Below are 16546 nucleotides of genomic sequence, written 5' to 3'. Positions count from 1 at the left end.
TTCCCAGCACTTCCCGACGAGTACGAGGACGAGGACAGACGTGCCTACCGGCAAGGTCAAGTGGTTCAACAGTGAGAAGGGCTTCGGCTTTCTCTCCCGCGACGACGGCGGTGACGTCTTTGTGCACTCGTCGGTGCTTCCCGACGGGGTGGACGCACTCAAGCCCGGCCAGCGCGTCGAGTTCGGCGTGGTCGCCGGCCAGCGCGGCGACCAGGCGCTGTCCGTGACGCTCCTCGACCCCGCGCCTTCCGTGGCGGCCGCTCAGCGCCGTAAGCCGGATGAACTCGCCTCGATCGTGCAGGACCTCACCACCCTGCTGGAGAACGTCACCCAGCAGCTGGAGCGCGGCCGCTACCCCGACAAGGCCCATGGCGCCAAGATCGCCGGCATGCTGCGGGCGGTCGCCGACCAGCTGGACGTCTGACGGGTCAGTCCACGAAACGCAGCGCATCGCGGCCGAGGGGCGGTACGAGCCCCTCGGCCGCGGCGCGATCGAGCAGTCCGCGCACCGCGGCCAGGCCGTCCGCGCCCAGGTCGGCGGTGAATTCATTGACGTACAGGGCGATATGCCGGTCGGCGACGGCCGGATCCATCTCCTGGGCGTGCTCCAGGACGTAGGGGCGCGAGGCTTGCGGGTCGTCCCAGGCCATCCGGACGGACGTTCGGACGGCGTCCGCCAGCTTGCGCAGTGCCGGGGCGCCCAGCGACCGCTTGGCGACGATCGCGCCGAGCGGGATCGGCAGACCGGTGGTGGTCTCCCAGTGCTCGCCCATGTCGGCCAGACAGGTCAGCCCGTGGTCCTGGTAGGTGAACCGCGCCTCGTGGATGACCAGGCCCGCGTCCACCGTGCCGTTGCGCACCGCCGGCATGATCTCGTGGAACGGCAGCACCACGATCTCGCCGACGCCGCCCGGCACTTCGGCGGCCGCCCACAGCCGGAACAGCAGATAGGCGGTGGAGCGCTCGCTGGGCACCGCGACCGTCCGGCCCTTGAGGTCCGCGGCCGTCGCCTGCTCCCGGGTCAGCACCAGCGGGCCGCAGCCGCGCCCCAGCGCCCCGCCGCAGGGCAGCAGCGCATAGTCGTCGAGGATCCACGGCAGCACCGCGTACGACACCTTCAGCACATCGAACTCGCCGCGCTCGGCCATACCGTTGGTCACGTCGATATCGGCGTAGGTGACCGCCAGCTCCGGCGCGTTTGGGACCCGGCCGTGCGCCAGGGCGTCGAAGACGAAGGTGTCGTTCGGGCACGGCGAGTACGCGATGTCCAGGGGCCGGGTCGTGGTCACGGGGTCCTCCTCAAGGCGGGCGGGAGCGCTGCGGGCAGCGCGCGGAAGGCGTCGGTCAGCGCCGCCAGCGCCTCGCCGATCCGCCAGGCGGCGCGGTCACGGGGGCCGACGGCGTTGGAGACCGTACGGATTTCGAGCACCGGCACTCCGTGCGCGGCGGCCGCCTCGGCGACGCCGAAGCCCTCCATGGCCTCGGCCAGCACGCCCGGGTGACGGTCCGCCAGCGCGGCGGCGCGGGCGGCGCTGCCGGTGACGGTGGAGACGGTCACGATGGTGCCGGACGCACCGCCGGTCGCCTCGGTGACGGCGTGCACCAGCGCCGGATCGGGGCGGTGGGCGACGGTTCCGAAGCCGAGGTCGGTGACCGGCAGGAACCCGTCGGGGGTCTCGGCGCCCAGGTCGGCCGCGACGATCGCGTCCGCGACCACCACCGATCCCAGGGGCGCGTGCGCGGGGGTTCCCCCCGGTCGGGCGGAGCCGGGACCGGGGGCGAAGCCGCCGCCGATCCCCGCGGAGACCACCAGGCCGTACGGCGCGTCCGCGAGCGCGGCGGCGGTCAGCGCGGTGGCCGCACCGGCAGCCGCCGCGGCCGGGCCGACACCGGCGGCGAGCACATCGAAGGCGCCGGTGCGGTGCAGCACCTGGCCGCCGGGCAGCGCCCGGACCTCGTACGGTCCCGCCGCGGCACAGACCGCATCCCGCTCGGCGCCCACCGCCGTGACGACGAGGACCCGCGCGGGCCCGTCGGCGGCCGGCGGCCGTGCGGTCAGTCCTTCGCCTTGAGCTGGAAGTGCCACATGGTCTCCGTGCCCTGGCCCTGCCCCTTGGCGAGCTTGCCGATCAGCAGCGTGACCTCCTTGAGGTAGGAGACCTGGCCGGTCTGCGGGTTCGTCCGCTGGAAGAGCTTGTCTCCGTCGAAGGTGCGGTAGGTGTCGTTGCTGGGCGCCCGCAGGACCGGGTCGCCGGCGACGACGTACCAGCCGGCCTTGGCGATGGCCGGGTCGACGCCGATGCGGACCTTCTCGCCGGCGTGCACCTCGACGCTCTTGCCGCCGTTCTGCGACACACAGCTCGCGATCTGCTTCTCGGACAGCGCCTTGCCGTCGCCGTCGCAGCCGGGAATGGCCTCCGACGTCAGCGTCGTCGAGCCGACCGTCACGGTCGTGAGTTCGGTCGGCTTCTCACAGGCGGAGAGGGTGAGCAGGCCCAAGGACACGGCACCGATGGCGGCAGCGGCGCGGCGGCCCTTCGCCCGGGAGATCAACGCAGCGGTCATACGGGCAGGCTATCGGGCGCCTGCGCCCACGCCACGCGCGGGTACGGCGCGCCGCCCCGGACGGGCCACCGGGGGCCGCCGGTCGGGCCACCCGGCGTCCGCGCCCGGCCACCGGCGGCCCCAGGTCAGGCCACCCGGGCGCGCGGGCCGCCGACGTGCCGGGCGGAGTGCAGCAGCCCCCGTACAGCCAGCGCCGCACCCAGCGCCACCAGCCCCGACGCCACCGCCATGCCCACCACGCCGATCAGCGGCAGCGAGATGCCCAGGGCGCCGCCGACCACCCACGACAGCTGCAACGCCGTCTCCGACCGGGCGAACGCCGAGGTCCGTACGGCCTCGGGCACATCGCGCTGGATCGTCGCGTCCAGCGACAGTTTCGCCAGCGCCTGGCACAGCCCGGCACAGGCGGCCGCCGCCGTCACCACGACGGGCGCCATCACCTCGTAGAAGACCGCCGCGAGCACCATCACCGACAGCGCCAGCCCCAGCACCCCGGCGATGATCGCCTCCGGGTCGCGGGCCTTGAGCCAGGCCCCCACCGCCGTACCCAGCGCATTGCCCGTACCGGCCGCCACCGCCACCAGCCCCAGCGAGGCCGCCGGGCCCAGACCGCCCAGCGGATGCTCCCGCAGCAGGAACGCCAGGAAGAACGTCAGAAAGCCGGACAGCGCCCGTAGCGCGGCATTGGCCTGGAGCCCGTGCAGCACCGACGGGCCGACCGTACGCAGCCCCGGCTTGGGCGGTGTGCCGCCCGAGACCGCCGCCGCCTCCCGCGCCGCCAGCCGCGCCCGCCCCTCGCCCTTGGCGGAATCCACCTTGTGCGGCAACGAGAACGACAGGAACGTCCCCGTCGCGAACACCACGAACGCCCCGTACAGCGGCCAGCTCGGCCCGATCAGATGCAGCCCGCCGCCGGCCGGCGCCGCCACGCCGGTCGCCAGCAGCCCCGCAAGCGTCACCCGGGAATTGGCCTTGACCAGCGAGATCTGCGGGGGCAGCAGCCGCGGCACCACTGCGCTGCGCACCACCCCGTACGCCTTGGAAGCCACCAGCACCCCCAGCGCCACCGGATACAGCTGGAGCCCCCCGGTCGCCACCGCGTCCGCCATCGTCAGTGCCAGCAGCGCCCGTGCCAGCATCGCGCCCGCCATCGCCGCCCGCCGCCCGTGCGGCACCCGGTCCAGCAGCGGCCCGACCACCGGCGCCAGCAGCGCGAACGGCGCCATGGTCACCGCCAGATACAGCGCCACCCGGCCCCGTGCCTGGTCCGTCGGCACCGAGAAGAACACCGTCGAGGCCAGCGCGATCGTGATCATCATGTCGCCCGCGGAGTTCACCGCGTGCAGTTCGATCAGCTTGCTCAGCCCCGACTCGCCCGCGCCGTGCGCATGCGTCACCCGGTGCAGGCCCCGGCCCGCCGCGGTGAACGGCACCCGCAGTGCACGCCCGGCCACCCGGCCCGCCCGGCGGGCCCGGTCACCTTCGTACCGTGCGGCAGCCACCTGGCCATATTGCCCCAACTCGCCCGGTAGATTGCGCTTTCTCGGGCCTGGCGCGCGAGGCGCACCGGGCCTGTCGGGCCGCCGCTCACATTTGCCGCTCCCGCGAGGGGTCGTACACCGTTGAAGGGGTAGCGTGTGTAGCGCGCCACCGGCGGTCGTTTTTGGCCGCGTGCCTCGTCGTTATCCCGCAGAATGGGACGTAAGAGGTGCGCTCGACCGAAACCGATCGGGCGCGGACGTCGACGCGGTCCTCAGGTCCGCTCCGCCCGCCCCGGCCCCGCCGGTCGTCCGGACAGACAGGACAGCCTTGGCTGGCGCACTCGTGAGACGGCGTGGAAGAGAGAATCGATTCTTGTGAGTGCTGCGATGCGAAGCCGTACCCCTGACCGCCTGTGCGCCGAGGCGGTCGACCTTGCGCGGGCGGCGGCGGAGGAGACCGCGCTCCCCGGCACGGTCGGCGAGCACATCGGAGCGGTCGCCGACGCGGACCGGGTCGTCACCCACCTCTTCGCCTGCAAGGAACCCGGCTACCGGGGCTGGCGCTGGGCCGTGACCGTCGCCCGCGCCTCCCGCGCCAAGGTCGTCACCCTCGACGAATCCGTCCTGCTGCCCGGCCCCGACGCCCTGCTCGCGCCCGAGTGGGTGCCCTGGAGCGAGCGGCTGCGCCCCGGCGACATGGGCCCCGGCGATCTGCTGCCCACCGAGGCCGAGGACCTCCGCCTCGAACCGGGCTACTCCGGCGAGGAGGCCCCGCCGCCCAACTCCGTGGTCGCCGAGGGCATGGCCGCCGACGTCGCCGACTCCGAGGAGGCGGACGTCGTCCCCGGCTCGCCCGCCGCCCAGCCGGTCCCCGCCCGGGGCGGCATCGCCGACATCGCCGAGGAACTCGGCATGCGCCGCGCCCGTGTCCTGTCCCGCTACGGCCTGCACGCCGCGGCCGACCGCTGGGAGGAGGCGTACGGCGCCAAGACCCCCATGGCTCAGGCGGCCCCCGCCACCTGCATGACCTGCGGCTTCCTGTCCCCGCTCACGGGCTCCCTGCGGCAGGCCTTCGGCGTGTGCGCCAACGAGTTCTCCCCGGCGGACGGCCGGGTCGTCTCCCTCGCCTACGGCTGCGGGGCCCACTCCGAGGCCGCCGTCATGCCGGCGCCTCCGCGGCCGGCGCCGCCGGTGGTCGACGAGACGGTCGTCGAGCCGCTGTCTTTGCGGCCGGAGGAGGGGGGCTCCGTCTCCGAGACGGCCCCGGCCGAGGAACTGGGTCATAGCTGAGCCCTACGTTGTTTTCTGCGGCGTCGTAGGGGTTGCGGTGCCCGCCTTCGGCGGGCGGGGGTTGGGTCGGCCGCCGCGGTCGACTGTCCGTTGCTGTGGGTGCGGCGTCAGGCTTCCAGGACTTCGTCCCTACAGCCTGCCGCCTCCCCGCCGTCGTCGACCTCCGGCCAGGGGAGGAAGGTACAAACGACGACGGCCGCCGGACGAAGGCCCTGCGCAACCCACCAGGCACCCCACCCACCACCCCGGGGTGGCCGCCGAACCGGGCGGGAGGGGCCGGGCTGGAGCGACGAAGTCGTGGAAGACCGGCCCCGCACCCACACCACACACCCGGCGACCAACCCCGAAACCCACCCCGATCCCGCCGCCAGGCGGGCACAAAACCACCGCAACGAGCACGGCGCCCCACCCGGCAACGTACGGCCCAAAAACGGGGGCGGTAACGTCAGGACAGGGACCACCAAGAGGGAGACGGACACGTGGCTGGTAGGTCGTGGGTGCGAGGCGCAGCCGAAGGCAGCGACCCGTTTGGGACCGTGCGGCTGCGCCGCGGCGTACTGGATGCGTGGGCCGCGTCGCCCGCCCGGTTCCGGGAGGACGCCAACGCGGAGGAGGACCTCGCGCTGGGCGGCTACCGCGACCGCCTCGTGGTCGAGCTGGCGCAGAACGCCGCCGACGCCGCGGCGCGCGCCAAGGTTCCCGGCCGGCTGCGCCTGACCCTGCACCCGGCCGACGACACCGGCTCCGCCGTTCTCGTCTCCTCCAACACCGGCGCCCCCCTGGACGCCACCGGCGTCGAGTCGCTCTCCACGCTGCGCGCCTCCGCGAAGCGGGAGGCGAGCGCGGCGGTCGGCGCGGTGGGCCGGTTCGGTGTCGGGTTCGCCGCGGTGCTGTCCGTCAGCGACGAGCCGGCGCTGGTGGGGCGTACCGGCGGTGTGCGCTGGTCGCTGGCCGAGGCGCGGGCGATGACCGAGGCGGTGGCGGCGCACAGCCCCGGCCTGGGCGGCGAGCTGCGCCGCCGCGACGGCCACGTACCGCTGCTGCGGCTGCCGCTGCCCGCGGAGGGCGGCGCGCCCGAGGGCTATGACACCGCCGTCGTGCTGCCGCTGCGCGACGGCGCCGCGCTGGACCTCACCGAGCGGCTGCTGGCCGGGATCGACGCGGCGCTGCTGCTGACGCTGCCGGGCCTGGCCGAGGTGGTCATCGAGTCTCCCGCGGGTGTACGGGAGTTGAGGCGCCGTCAAGAGGACGGGTACGTCCTGATCGAGGACAGCGAGCGGGGGGCCACCCGGTGGCGGGTGGCCGGCGACGGCGGCTCGCTGGATGCGGCCCTGCTCGCCGACCGGCCCATCGAGGAGCGGCTGCGGCCCCATTGGTCGGTGACCTGGGCGGTGCCGGTGGGCGAGGAGGGCGCGCCGGTACGGCCCGCCACCGCGGCCGTCGTGCATGCGCCGACGCCGACGGACGAGGCCCTGGGCCTGCCCGCGCTGCTGATCGCGACGTTCCCGCTCGACCCGACCCGCCGCCATGTCGCGCCGGGTCCGCTGACCGACTTCCTGGTGGCACGCGCGGCCGAGACCTACACCGCGCTGCTGCGCGACTGGCAGCCGGTGTCCGTCGGCACGCTCGACCTGGTGCCCGGCCCCCTGGGCAAGGGCGGCCTGGACGGTGAACTGCGCCGCCGGGTGCTGGAGCTGCTGCCCCGGGTGCGCTTCCTGCCCAGCGCCGCCGCGCCCGCAGAGGCCGGGACGCAGGCGGAGGCGGCGGACGGGGCGGCGGACCCGTGGGACGAGGACGAGGGCACCGTCTCGCCGTATGTGCTGCGCCCGGTGGACGCCGAACTGCTGGAGGGCGGGGGCGCGGCGACCGTCGGCGTGCTGGCCGAGCTGTTCCCCAGCCTGCTGCCGGCCGGTCTGGAGCGCCGCCCTGAGCTGCGGGCGCTGGGCGTGGCGCGGGTGCCGCTGGGGGAGATGGTCGACCGGCTGGCGGGCGTCGAGCGGACGCCCGCATGGTGGTGGCGGCTGTACGACGCGCTGGCCGGCACGGACCCGGACCGGCTGAGCGGGCTGCCGGTGCCGCTCGCCGGATCGGGCGGGAGCCGGGAGCCGGGTGCCTCGGGCGGCGTCCGGACCACGATCGGGCCCCGTCAGGTGCTGCTGCCGCTCCCGGACGGCGGGCCGTACGAGGACGGCGACACCGAGGACCGGCACCGCACCCTCGCCCGGCTCGGCCTGAAGGTCGCGCACCCGGATGCCGTGCACCCGCTGCTGGAGAAGCTCGGCGCCACCCCCGCCTCGCCGCGGGCGGTGCTCACCACCCCCCAGGTCCGGGCCGCGGTGGAGAATTCGCTGGATGCGGACGAGGACGCCTACGACCTCTTCGCGGACGAGCTGGGCGGCGGGCTGGGTGCCCCGCTCGGCGCCGAGGAGCTGGCCGAGGCGGTCCTCGGCCTGGTCCGCGATGCCAACCTGGCCCCCGGTGACGAGCCCTGGCTCGCCGCCCTCGCCCTGCCGGACGAGGAGGGCGAGCTGGCCCCCGCCGGTGAGCTGGTGTATCCGGGCAGCCCCTTCCAGCGGGTCATCCGGGAAGACGAACTCGCCGCCTGCGACGCCGAGTTGGCCGCCCGCTGGGGCGAGCAGCCGCTGACCGCGGTGGGCGTGCTGGCCGACTTCGCCCTGGTCCGCGCCGCCGACGTCGTCCTGGACCCCGATGAACTAGAGCCGCGCGACGGGGACTTCGCCGAGCCGGACGACCCGGGTCTGCTGGATGCCGTGGACGTCTGGTGCGAGGACATCCTCGACGCGCTGCCCGACACCCCCGTACCGCCCGTGGTCACGGAACTGCTCGCGGTCCGCGATCTCGACCTGGTCGACGACGACTGCTGGCCGCAGGTCCTCGCCATGCTTTCCCGGCCGCCGCTGCGCGACGCCCTCACCACCCCCGTACGGGTCCTGCTGCCCGACGGCACCACGGAGTCCGTGCGCCCCTACACCGCCTGGTGGCTGCGCGGCCACCCCGTACTCGACGGCCGCCGCCCCGCCGGCCTCCGCTCCGCCGGCGGCGACCCTCTCCTCTCCGGCCTGTACGAGTCCGCTGACGCAGGCGAGGTCGACGCCCAGGTGCTGCGTGCCCTCGGCGTGCGGACGTCGGTTGCCGCGCTCCTGGACGAGCCGGGCGGCGCGGCCGAACTCCTCACCCGCCTCGCCGACCCGGACGTGACCGTCGGACCGGCTCAACTCCACGCCCTCTACGGCGCGTTGACCGATCTCGACCCCGACGACGTCACCCTGCCCGACGAACTGCGGGCCGTGGTCGGCGGCGAGATCGAGGTGGTGGACGCCGGTACCGCGCTGGTCGCCGACGCCCCCGATCTGATGCCGCTCGCCGTCCGCCACCCCCTCCTCCCGGTCCGCCCGTCGCGCGCCGCCGAGCTGGCCGAGCTGCTCCAGGTCCGCCGCCTGAGTGAGACCGTCACCGCCGAGGTCCGTTCCGAGGGCGTACGCCATGAAGTCCCCGACGAGGTACGGGTGCTGCTCGGCCCCGCCACCCCCGACACGTACTTCGAGCACGAGTCCCTCGTCCTGGACGACGGCACCGAGCTGGACTGGCGCCTGACCCCGGACGGCACGCTCCACGCCGCCACCCTGGAGGGTGTCGCGGCGGGCCTCGCCTGGGCCGCCGCCCAGTGGCCCCGCCGCTTCGAGGTCGCGGCGCTCCTGGAGGATCCGGAGCGGGGGGAGGAGTTGGCGGAGGCGCGGTGGTTCGACTAGCCCGCCGTTTGGGGGTTTCTCCCCACGTTGCCGGGTGCGGCGCCGTTTTTTGGTGCGGTGGTTTTGTGCCCGCCTGGCGGCGGGATCGGGGTGGGTTTCGGGGTTGGCCGCCGGCTGTGTCTGGTGGGTGCGGGGCCGGTCTTCCACGACTTCGTCGCTCCAGCCCGGCCCCTCCCGGCGGTTTTGCGGCCACCCCGGGGTGGGGGGTTGGGGGTCCGTGGTGGGTTGCGCCATGCCTCTACCCGGCGGCCGTGGGTCGTGGCGCACGTCGGCCCCCGCTGTTGTGTTGCGGGGGCCGGTGGTGGACTAGTTCGTGAGCTTCTTGACCCAGCTCCAGATCAGGGCGACGGCGCCGAGGCCGAGGATCGCCCACATCCACCACTGCATGGGGCCGCTGCTGCCGTGGCTGCTGCCGTAGTGGCTGTAGTGGTGATGGTGGCCTCGGGCCAGGATCTCGTACGTCAGGTTCCCCGTTGAAAATGTCATGGGCATGCACGGTACGGGGAGGGGCGCGGGAGCGCCAAATTTTCAGGCGGGGAAGCGGCGGGCGACCCAGCGCCAGGTGAACTCCAGCGCCACGGAGGCGATTGCGGCGATGCCGACGGCGGCCCAGGGCAGGGTGGTGCCGACCAGGCGGAGGTCGAAGAAGCGTTGCAGCCAGGGGGTGGCCAGGACGATCAGGAAGCCGAGGGCCATGGCCAGGACGAGGGCGATACGCCACCAGGTGTAGGGGCGGGCAATGATCGCCAGGACCCAGAGGGCGGTGAGGAACAGGGTCAGGGTGGCGGCGCTGGTTTGGGCGGGGAGGGCGCCGGGGCCGGTGTAGTAGCTGCGGGCCAGGAGGTAGGTGGTGAAGGCGGCGGCGCCGGTGATGAGGCCGGAGGGGATGGCGTAGCGCATGACGCGGCGGACGAAGTGGGGGCGGGCGCGTTCGGTGTTGGGGGCCAGGGCGAGGAAGAAGGCGGGGATGCCGATGGTGAGGGTGGAGAGAAGCGTGAGGTGGCGGGGGAGGTAGGGGTAGGGGATCTGCCAGCAGGAGACCAGGATGGCGAGGAGGACCGAGTAGACGGTTTTGGTGAGGAAGAGGGTGGCGACCCGGGTGATGTTGCCGATGACGCGGCGGCCCTCGGCGACGACCGCGGGGAGGGTGGCGAAGCTGTTGTTCAGCAGGACGATCTGGGCGACGGCGCGGGTGGCCTCGGAGCCGGCGCCCATGGAGACGCCGATGTCCGCGTCCTTGAGGGCGAGGACGTCGTTGACGCCGTCGCCGGTCATCGCGACGTTGTGGCCGTGGGACTGGAGGGCGGCCACCATGTCGCGTTTCTGCCGGGGGGTGACCCGGCCGAAGACGGTGCCCCGGGAGAGGGCGGCGGTCATGGCGTCGGGGTCTGAGGGGAGCGTGCGGGCGTCGACGGGATCGGCGGCGCCCGGCAGGTCCAGTTCGGCGGCCACCGCGCCGACCGAGACCGCGTTGTCGCCCGAGATGACCTTGGCCTGGACGTCCTGGTCGGCGAAGTAGCGCAGGGTCGCGGAGGCTTCGGGGCGCAGCCGCTGTTCGAGGACGACCAGGGCGGTGGGGCGGACCGTCTCGGTGACCCGGGGGTCGTCCGGCGCGCGGTCGGTGGCGGCCAGCAGCAGGACGCGCAGGCCCTGGGCGTTGAGCGCGTCGGTTTCGGTGAGGGCCCCGTCGCCCGGCGGCAGCAGGACGTCGGGGGCGCCCAGGAGCCAGGTGGTGTGCGTACCGTCGGGGGAGGTCAGGCGGGCGCCGCTGTATTTGCGGGCGGAGGAGAAGGGGAGGGCTGCCGTGCAGTCCCAGGTCCCGTCGGCGGGTGCGGGGTAGGCGTCGATGATGGCCTGGAGGGAGGCGTTGGGGCGCGGGTCGGCGGTGCCCAGGGCGGCCAGGACGCGTTCGGTACGGGAGCGCTCCGCGCCGTTTTGGGGGCGGAGTTCGCGGACGTCCATCCCGCCCTCGGTGAGCGTGCCGGTCTTGTCGAGGCAGACCACATCGACCCGGGCCAGGCCCTCGATGGCGGGCAGTTCCTGGACCAGGCACTGCTGGCGCCCCAGGCGGACGACGCCGATGGCGAAGGCCACGGAGGTCAGCAGGACCAGGCCCTCGGGGATCATCGGGACGATGCCGGCGACCATCCGGCGGATGGACTCGTCGCCGGGGAGGCCGAGGGTGAGGAGGTGGCTGAAGACGAGTCCCAGGGCGGTGGGGATCATCATCCAGGTCACGTACTTGAGGATCAGGCTGATACCGCTGCGCAGTTCGGAGTGGACGAGGGTGAAGCGGCTGGCCTCCTCGGCGAGCTGGGCGGCGTAGGCCGCGCGGCCGACCTTGGTGGCGGTGAAGGCGCCGCCGCCCGCGACCACGAAGCTGCCCGACATCATCGGGTCGCCGGGCTTCTTGAGGACCGGGTCGGCCTCACCGGTCAGCAGGGATTCGTCGACCTCCAGGCCGTCGGCCTCCAGGACCTCGCCGTCGACGATGACCTTGTCGCCCGGCCCGAGTTCGAGGACGTCGGACAGCACCACCGCGGAGGTGGGGATCTGGGCCGCCACCCCGTCGCGGCGCACGGTCGGGCGGGCCTCGCCGATCACCGCGAGGTTGTCCAGGGTCCGTTTGGCGCGCAGCTCCTGGACGATGCCGATGCCGGTGTTGGCGACGATGACGAAGCCGAAGAGGCCGTCCTGGATCGGGCCGACGACCAGGATGATCGCGAAGAGGACGCCGATGATGGCGTTGAAGCGGGTGAAGACGTTGGCCCGGACGATGTCGGCCGTCGAGCGCGAGGAGCGTACGGGGACGTCGTTGACCTCGCCCCGGGCCACCCGCTCGGCGACCTCGGCCGCGGTCAGACCGGGGTGGGCCGCGGGCCGGCCGTTGCCCGGTCCGGGGGCCGTGACATCCGTCCGCGCCCGCTCGGTCATGTCATCGACGGTACGGGGGGCGGGCCCGGTTCACCCGTTGGCGGATGACCCGGGGGCGGGCTCGGGCCGGTGGTTCAGGCGGGGTCGTCCGCGGTGGCGCGTTCGGCGGCAGCCGCGCGCTTGATGGCCGCATCGCGCTTGCGTACGTACCAGATGCCGACCAGGCCGAGGCCGCCGCCGGCCAGACAGGTCCACACCCACCAGGCGTGACCGTGGTCGGCGAACCAGCCGTAGAAGGGCAGCTGGCCGAGGAAGAGCAGGAACCAGAGGATGGTGCCGCCGGTGATCGTGCCGACGACGGGACCTTCGAGCGGCGCCGGGGCCTCGCGCAGTTCGGACTTCTTCCACATGGGGGTCAGCTTACGGGGGCGGCGCAGGCGGCCCGGTGCGGGCCGGTGCGGCTCCGGCCGGGCCGGGCGCGCCAAGGCTCTACGCGCGGAGATAGCGATCAACGGATTGTTTATTCATACTGAACCTTTCTGGATCTGACCGGATCGGATCGTTGATTCATCCAAGGTGATCCGTCCATGCTGATCCGGTCCCTTCCGTTCCGCTTCTCCTTCCGTGCTTTCCGTCCGTGTTCGTCTCCGGGCCCTTGGGCCCTGCGCCTGCCCAAGGCCCGTACGACTGAGGTCCCGCATGCCCCCCTCGGCCACCACGCCGGTCGATGTCCTCGAGAACCCGGCTCCGCAGCCTCCCAAGAACGGCTTCGACCGCTTCTTCAAGATTTCCGAACGGGGATCGACGGTCAGCCGCGAACTCCGCGGCGGCCTGGCGACCTTCTTCGCGATGGCCTACATCATCGTGCTGAACCCGATCATCCTGGGCTCCGGCGTCGACAAGTACCACCACCATCTCGACAACGGCCAGCTGGTCACCGCCACCGCGCTGATGGCGGGGCTGACCACCGTCCTGATGGGCCTGATGGGCAACGTCCCCATCGCCGTCGCCGCCGGCCTGGGCATCAACGCCGTCGTCTCCCTCCAGCTCGCCCCCAAGATGAGCTGGCCGGATGCGATGGGCATGGTCGTGCTCGCCGGTCTGGTGCTGATGGTCCTGGTCGCCTCGGGGCTGCGGCAGCGGGTGATGGACGCGATTCCCAACGGGCTGCGGCGGGCCATCGCCATCGGCATCGGCCTGTTCATCTCGCTGGTCGGCCTCGTCGACGCGGGCTTCGTCACCCGTAATCCGGATGCCGCGCACACCACCGTGCCGATGGGCCTGGGGCAGCACGGTCAGCTTCAGGGGTGGCCGGTGCTGGTGTTCGTCCTCGGCCTGATGCTGATGTTCGTGCTGACCGTCCGCAAGACCAAGGGCGCGATCCTCATCGGCATGGTGACCATGGCCGTGGTCGCGATCATCATCAACGCCCTCGTCACGATCCCGGACGCGGCATGGGGCCTGGCCGTCCCCGACATCCCGCACAAGATCGTCGGCGCCCCGGACTTCGGGCTGATCGGCCACATCAGCCTCTTCGGCGGCTTCAAGGAAGTCGGCCCGCTGACCGGCTGTCTGTTCGTCTTCACCGTGCTGCTGTCCGGCTTCTTCGACGCGATGGGCACCATCATCGGCGTCGGCGAGGAGGCCGGGCTGCTGAACAACGAGACGGGGCAGCTGCCGAACATGGGCCGGATCCTGATGGCCGACGGCATCGCGGTCGCCGGCGGCGGCTTCGGCTCCGCCTCCGCCAACACCTGCTTCGTGGAATCCACCGCGGGCGTGGGCGAGGGGGCGCGTACGGGCCTGGCGAACCTGATGACCGGCGGGCTGTTCCTGCTCGCGCTGATCTTCACCCCGCTGGCGACGGTCGTCCCGTCCCAGGCCGCCACGCCCGCGCTGCTCGTCGTCGGCTTCCTGATCCTGGCGTCGAACGTCAAGGACATCGACTGGGGCGACTTCACCGTCGGCATCCCGGCGTTCCTGACGATGATCTCGATGCCGTTCACGTACAGCATCACCAACGGCATCGGCATCGGCGTGCTGTCGTACATCCTGCTGCGCACGGCGACCGGGCGGTTCCGGCAGATTCCGTGGCTGCTGAACGCGGTCGGGCTGTGCTTCCTCGTCTACTTCCTGCTGCATCCGATCGAGCAGGCGCTGGGTGTGAAGTGACCGGGCGGGCGGACTGACCGGCGGCGGCCCGCTCGCGGGCCGCTACAACGGCGGAGCGTCGTAGAAGCGCTCCGTCTCGTCGACCGACGTTTGGAAGCGTTCGTCGAAGTCATCGCGGATGAGCGTCCGGACCACATAGTCCTGGACGCTCATTCCGCGTTTTGCCGCGTGCTGCCGAATGCGCTCCAGCAGCTCCCCGTCCACGCGCAGGCTGAGCACTCGCGATCCCATAGGGACACCGTCCCGGTAGAAGCCGCTCAGGTGGGCCGATTTCGGCTGCGTCCTCACCCATATGGGTGAGCGATAAGGAATCTCTCCGGCGGATCGGGGAAGCGCCGCACTCCCGCTTTACTTAGAAAAGGTAATGAGTTATGCTAACGACCATGCCGGAACTGTCCCACGGCGACGACGCCGTGAACGCTCTGCGGTCCGCGGTCATGCGCCTGTCCCGCCGCCTCAAGCACCAGCGGGTCGACGAATCGCTGAGCCCCACCGAGATGTCGGTGCTCGGCACCCTCGCCCGGTGCGGTCGCGCCACCCCGGGCGAACTGGCCCGCAAAGAGCATGTCCAGCCGCCGTCGATGACGCGCATCGTGGCCATGCTGGAGGCCAAGGGACTGGTCCGGCTCGAACCGCACCCCGACGACCGCCGCCAGAAGGTCGTCACCCAGACCGAACAGGCCGAGGCGATGCTCGAAGAGAGCCGCCGCAAGCGCAATGCCTGGCTCGCCGAGCTGGCCTCCGGGCTGGACGACGACGAATGGGCCAAGGTCCGGGCCGCGGCGCCCGTTCTGGAGAAACTCGCACAGTTGTAGAACCCCAACGCCAAGGAGGCGAACCCACGTTGAGTACGGGATCCGGAGCACACTCCGCCCCCGCACCGCACTCCGACCACGACACGGCTCCCGACGGCGCACCACCCGTCGCCGGACGCGGCGCCGCGCGGCGCACGGGCACCTTCAGTTCGCTGCGCATCCGCAACTACCGCCTCTTCGCCACCGGCCAGGTGGTGTCCAACACCGGCACCTGGATGCAGCGAATAGCCCAGGACTGGCTGGTCCTGAGCCTGACCGGCTCCTCCGGTGCCGTCGGCATCACCACCGCGCTGCAATTCCTGCCCATGCTGCTCTTCGGGCTCTACGGCGGGGTGATCGCCGACCGCTTCCCCAAGCGCAAGCTGCTGCTCGTCACCCAGTCCGCGATGGGCCTGACCGGCCTGGCACTCGCCGTCCTCACGCTCAGCGGCCACGTCCAGGTCTGGCACGTCTACCTGGTGGCCTTCCTGCTCGGCCTGGTCACCGTCGTCGACAACCCCTCCCGCCAGGCGTTCGTCTCCGAGATGGTCGGCCAGGAGGACCTGCGCAACGCCGTCAGCCTGAACTCCGCCAACTTCCAGTCCGCCCGCCTGATCGGCCCGGCCGTCGCCGGTGTGCTGATCACCGCGTTCGGCAGCGGCTGGGCGTTCCTCTTCAACGGCCTGTCCTTCCTGGCGCCGGTCATCGGCCTGCTGATGATGCGCCCCGCCGAACTCCACAAGGTCACCACCGTCCCGCGCAGCAAGGGACAGCTACGGGAGGGCCTGCGCTATGTGTCCGGGCGCCCCGAGCTGATCTGGCCCATCGTTCTGGTCGGGTTCATCGGCACCTTCGGCTTCAACTTCCCGATCTGGCTGACCGCCTTCGTCTACCAGGTCTTCCATGCCGGCGCCGGCACGTACGCGCTGTTCAACGGGCTGATGGCGGCCGGTTCGCTGATCGGCGCGCTGCTCGCGGCCCGCCGGGCCGGCTCCCGGCTGCGGCTGCTGGTCGGCGCCGCGCTGCTCTTCGGCGCCCTGGAGATCGCCGCCGCGCTGTCCCCCTCCTTCTGGATCTTCGCGGCGCTGCTCGCACCCATCGGCATGGCCGGCCTGACGATCAACGTCACCGCCAACTCCAGCGTCCAGATGGCCACCGACCCGCTGATGCGCGGCCGGGTGATGAGCCTGTTCATGATGGTCTTCATGGGCGGCACCCCGCTGGGCGCGCCGCTGGTCGGCTGGGTCACGGACACCTTCGGCGCCCGTATCGGCTTCGTCACGGGCGGCGTGGTCTCGGCCGGCGCCGCGGCGGTCATCGGCCTGATCCTGGCCCGGGTGGGCGGGCTGCGCCTGAAGATAGACCTGCGGCGGGGGCGGCAGCATGTGACCTTCGTGGCCCGCGGCGGCCCGGCGCAACCGGCCGCGCCCTCCGTCGACGGCGTTGCCGTCCCGTCGGTCCCGTCGGCCCAGTCGGCCCCGTCCGCCGCGCCCGCGGAGGCTTCCGCCCCCACCGCGGATCCGGCCGCGCCCGCGGAGTGCGACCCCCGGCGGCTGGCGGCGACACCATGACCCGGGCGGGAATCCCTGCGCCGGTCTCG

At 72.7% G+C, this 16546-nt stretch carries 14 protein-coding genes; 6 read left to right on the top strand and 8 right to left on the bottom strand.

The features are described from left to right. Positions 1-40: 40 nt before the first annotated feature. Positions 41-424 carry a cold-shock protein gene (locus tag SNA_RS44895; protein WP_030073639.1) on the top strand — a complete coding sequence of 128 codons (384 nt, stop codon included), beginning with the start codon at positions 41-43 and terminating at the stop codon, positions 422-424. Positions 425-428: 4 nt separating this feature from the next. On the opposite strand, the gene SNA_RS35545 is transcribed toward SNA_RS44895, so the two are convergent. The 4 genes from SNA_RS35545 to SNA_RS35530 form a co-directional block, all read right to left on the bottom strand. Beyond that, complete coding sequence (locus SNA_RS35545) at positions 429-1289, bottom strand: 1,4-dihydroxy-6-naphtoate synthase (RefSeq protein ID WP_030073637.1); 861 nt, start codon at positions 1287-1289, stop codon at positions 429-431. Beyond that, positions 1286-2059 carry a futalosine hydrolase gene (locus SNA_RS35540; protein ID WP_044368629.1) on the bottom strand — a complete coding sequence of 258 codons (774 nt, stop codon included), beginning with the start codon at positions 2057-2059 and terminating at the stop codon, positions 1286-1288. Before SNA_RS35540 ends, SNA_RS35545 begins: the two co-directional genes overlap by 4 nt. Continuing rightward, positions 2056-2565 carry a hypothetical protein gene (locus tag SNA_RS35535; protein WP_030073633.1) on the bottom strand — a complete coding sequence of 170 codons (510 nt, stop codon included), beginning with the start codon at positions 2563-2565 and terminating at the stop codon, positions 2056-2058. The genes SNA_RS35540 and SNA_RS35535 overlap by 4 nt, the downstream gene beginning before the upstream one ends. A gap of 125 nt (positions 2566-2690) precedes the next feature. Then, complete coding sequence (locus SNA_RS35530; protein ID WP_044368552.1) at positions 2691-4067, bottom strand: MFS transporter; 1377 nt, start codon at positions 4065-4067, stop codon at positions 2691-2693. Positions 4068-4433: 366 nt separating this feature from the next. On the opposite strand from SNA_RS35530, the gene SNA_RS35525 reads away from it, so the two are divergent. Together SNA_RS35525 and SNA_RS35520 are read left to right on the top strand one after the other, a co-directional pair. Next, the gene (locus tag SNA_RS35525; RefSeq protein ID WP_044368549.1) at positions 4434-5336 is read left to right on the top strand and encodes a DUF3027 domain-containing protein; all 903 of its coding nucleotides are present in this window, start codon (positions 4434-4436) and stop codon (positions 5334-5336) included. Between the two features lie 479 nt (positions 5337-5815). Further along, positions 5816-9106 carry a sacsin N-terminal ATP-binding-like domain-containing protein gene (locus SNA_RS35520; protein ID WP_078970435.1) on the top strand — a complete coding sequence of 1097 codons (3291 nt, stop codon included), beginning with the start codon at positions 5816-5818 and terminating at the stop codon, positions 9104-9106. A gap of 306 nt (positions 9107-9412) precedes the next feature. On the opposite strand, the gene SNA_RS35515 is transcribed toward SNA_RS35520, so the two are convergent. The 3 genes from SNA_RS35515 to SNA_RS35505 all read right to left on the bottom strand — a co-directional run bounded on the left by SNA_RS35515 (position 9413) and on the right by SNA_RS35505 (position 12390). Continuing rightward, on the bottom strand, positions 9413-9592 hold the full coding sequence (locus SNA_RS35515) for a hypothetical protein (RefSeq protein WP_044368545.1): 180 nt from the start codon (positions 9590-9592) through the stop codon (positions 9413-9415). Positions 9593-9634: 42 nt separating this feature from the next. Next, a complete protein-coding gene (locus SNA_RS35510) occupies positions 9635-12040 on the bottom strand; it encodes a cation-translocating P-type ATPase (protein WP_030067491.1) in 2406 nt (801 codons plus the stop codon). A gap of 74 nt (positions 12041-12114) precedes the next feature. Beyond that, a complete protein-coding gene (locus SNA_RS35505) occupies positions 12115-12390 on the bottom strand; it encodes a DUF2530 domain-containing protein (RefSeq protein ID WP_030067490.1) in 276 nt (91 codons plus the stop codon). A gap of 289 nt (positions 12391-12679) precedes the next feature. Here SNA_RS35505 and SNA_RS35500 point away from each other — a divergent pair, with 289 nt between their 5' ends. Then, the gene (locus SNA_RS35500; protein ID WP_044368543.1) at positions 12680-14152 is read left to right on the top strand and encodes an NCS2 family permease; all 1473 of its coding nucleotides are present in this window, start codon (positions 12680-12682) and stop codon (positions 14150-14152) included. A 42-nt stretch (positions 14153-14194) separates the two neighbouring features. Here the strand turns inward: SNA_RS35500 and SNA_RS35495 are convergent, their stop codons facing one another. Continuing rightward, complete coding sequence (locus SNA_RS35495; RefSeq protein WP_030067488.1) at positions 14195-14383, bottom strand: ribbon-helix-helix protein, CopG family; 189 nt, start codon at positions 14381-14383, stop codon at positions 14195-14197. A gap of 152 nt (positions 14384-14535) precedes the next feature. Between SNA_RS35495 and SNA_RS35490 the strand changes: the two genes are divergently transcribed. Together SNA_RS35490 and SNA_RS35485 are read left to right on the top strand one after the other, a co-directional pair. Then, positions 14536-14967 (top strand): MarR family winged helix-turn-helix transcriptional regulator, encoded by a 432-nt coding sequence (locus tag SNA_RS35490; protein WP_030067487.1) that lies wholly within the window; start codon positions 14536-14538, stop codon positions 14965-14967. Between the two features lie 29 nt (positions 14968-14996). Then, the gene (locus SNA_RS35485; protein ID WP_078970434.1) at positions 14997-16517 is read left to right on the top strand and encodes an MFS transporter; all 1521 of its coding nucleotides are present in this window, start codon (positions 14997-14999) and stop codon (positions 16515-16517) included. Positions 16518-16546 lie beyond the last annotated feature (29 nt).

It is taken from the genome of Streptomyces natalensis ATCC 27448 (genome assembly GCF_000935125.1).
Taxonomy (GTDB): Bacteria; Actinomycetota; Actinomycetes; order Streptomycetales; family Streptomycetaceae; genus Streptomyces; species Streptomyces natalensis.
This window is presented reverse-complemented; position numbering and strand designations above follow the sequence as displayed.

Bases quoted from the DNA above. Each gene is read 5' to 3' on its own strand.
- SNA_RS35535 (WP_030073633.1), bottom strand. From the start codon at position 2,565: ATGACCGCTGCGTTGATCTCCCGGGCGAAGGGCCGCCGCGCCGCTGCC.
- SNA_RS35525 (WP_044368549.1), top strand. From the start codon at position 4,434: ATGCGAAGCCGTACCCCTGACCGCCTGTGCGCCGAGGCGGTCGACCTT.
- SNA_RS35515 (WP_044368545.1), bottom strand. From the start codon at position 9,592: ATGACATTTTCAACGGGGAACCTGACGTACGAGATCCTGGCCCGAGGC.
- SNA_RS35510 (WP_030067491.1), bottom strand. From the start codon at position 12,040: ATGACCGAGCGGGCGCGGACGGATGTCACGGCCCCCGGACCGGGCAAC.
- SNA_RS35505 (WP_030067490.1), bottom strand. From the start codon at position 12,390: ATGTGGAAGAAGTCCGAACTGCGCGAGGCCCCGGCGCCGCTCGAAGGT.
- SNA_RS35500 (WP_044368543.1), top strand. From the start codon at position 12,680: ATGCCCCCCTCGGCCACCACGCCGGTCGATGTCCTCGAGAACCCGGCT.
- SNA_RS35495 (WP_030067488.1), bottom strand. From the start codon at position 14,383: ATGGGATCGCGAGTGCTCAGCCTGCGCGTGGACGGGGAGCTGCTGGAG.
- SNA_RS35490 (WP_030067487.1), top strand. From the start codon at position 14,536: ATGCCGGAACTGTCCCACGGCGACGACGCCGTGAACGCTCTGCGGTCC.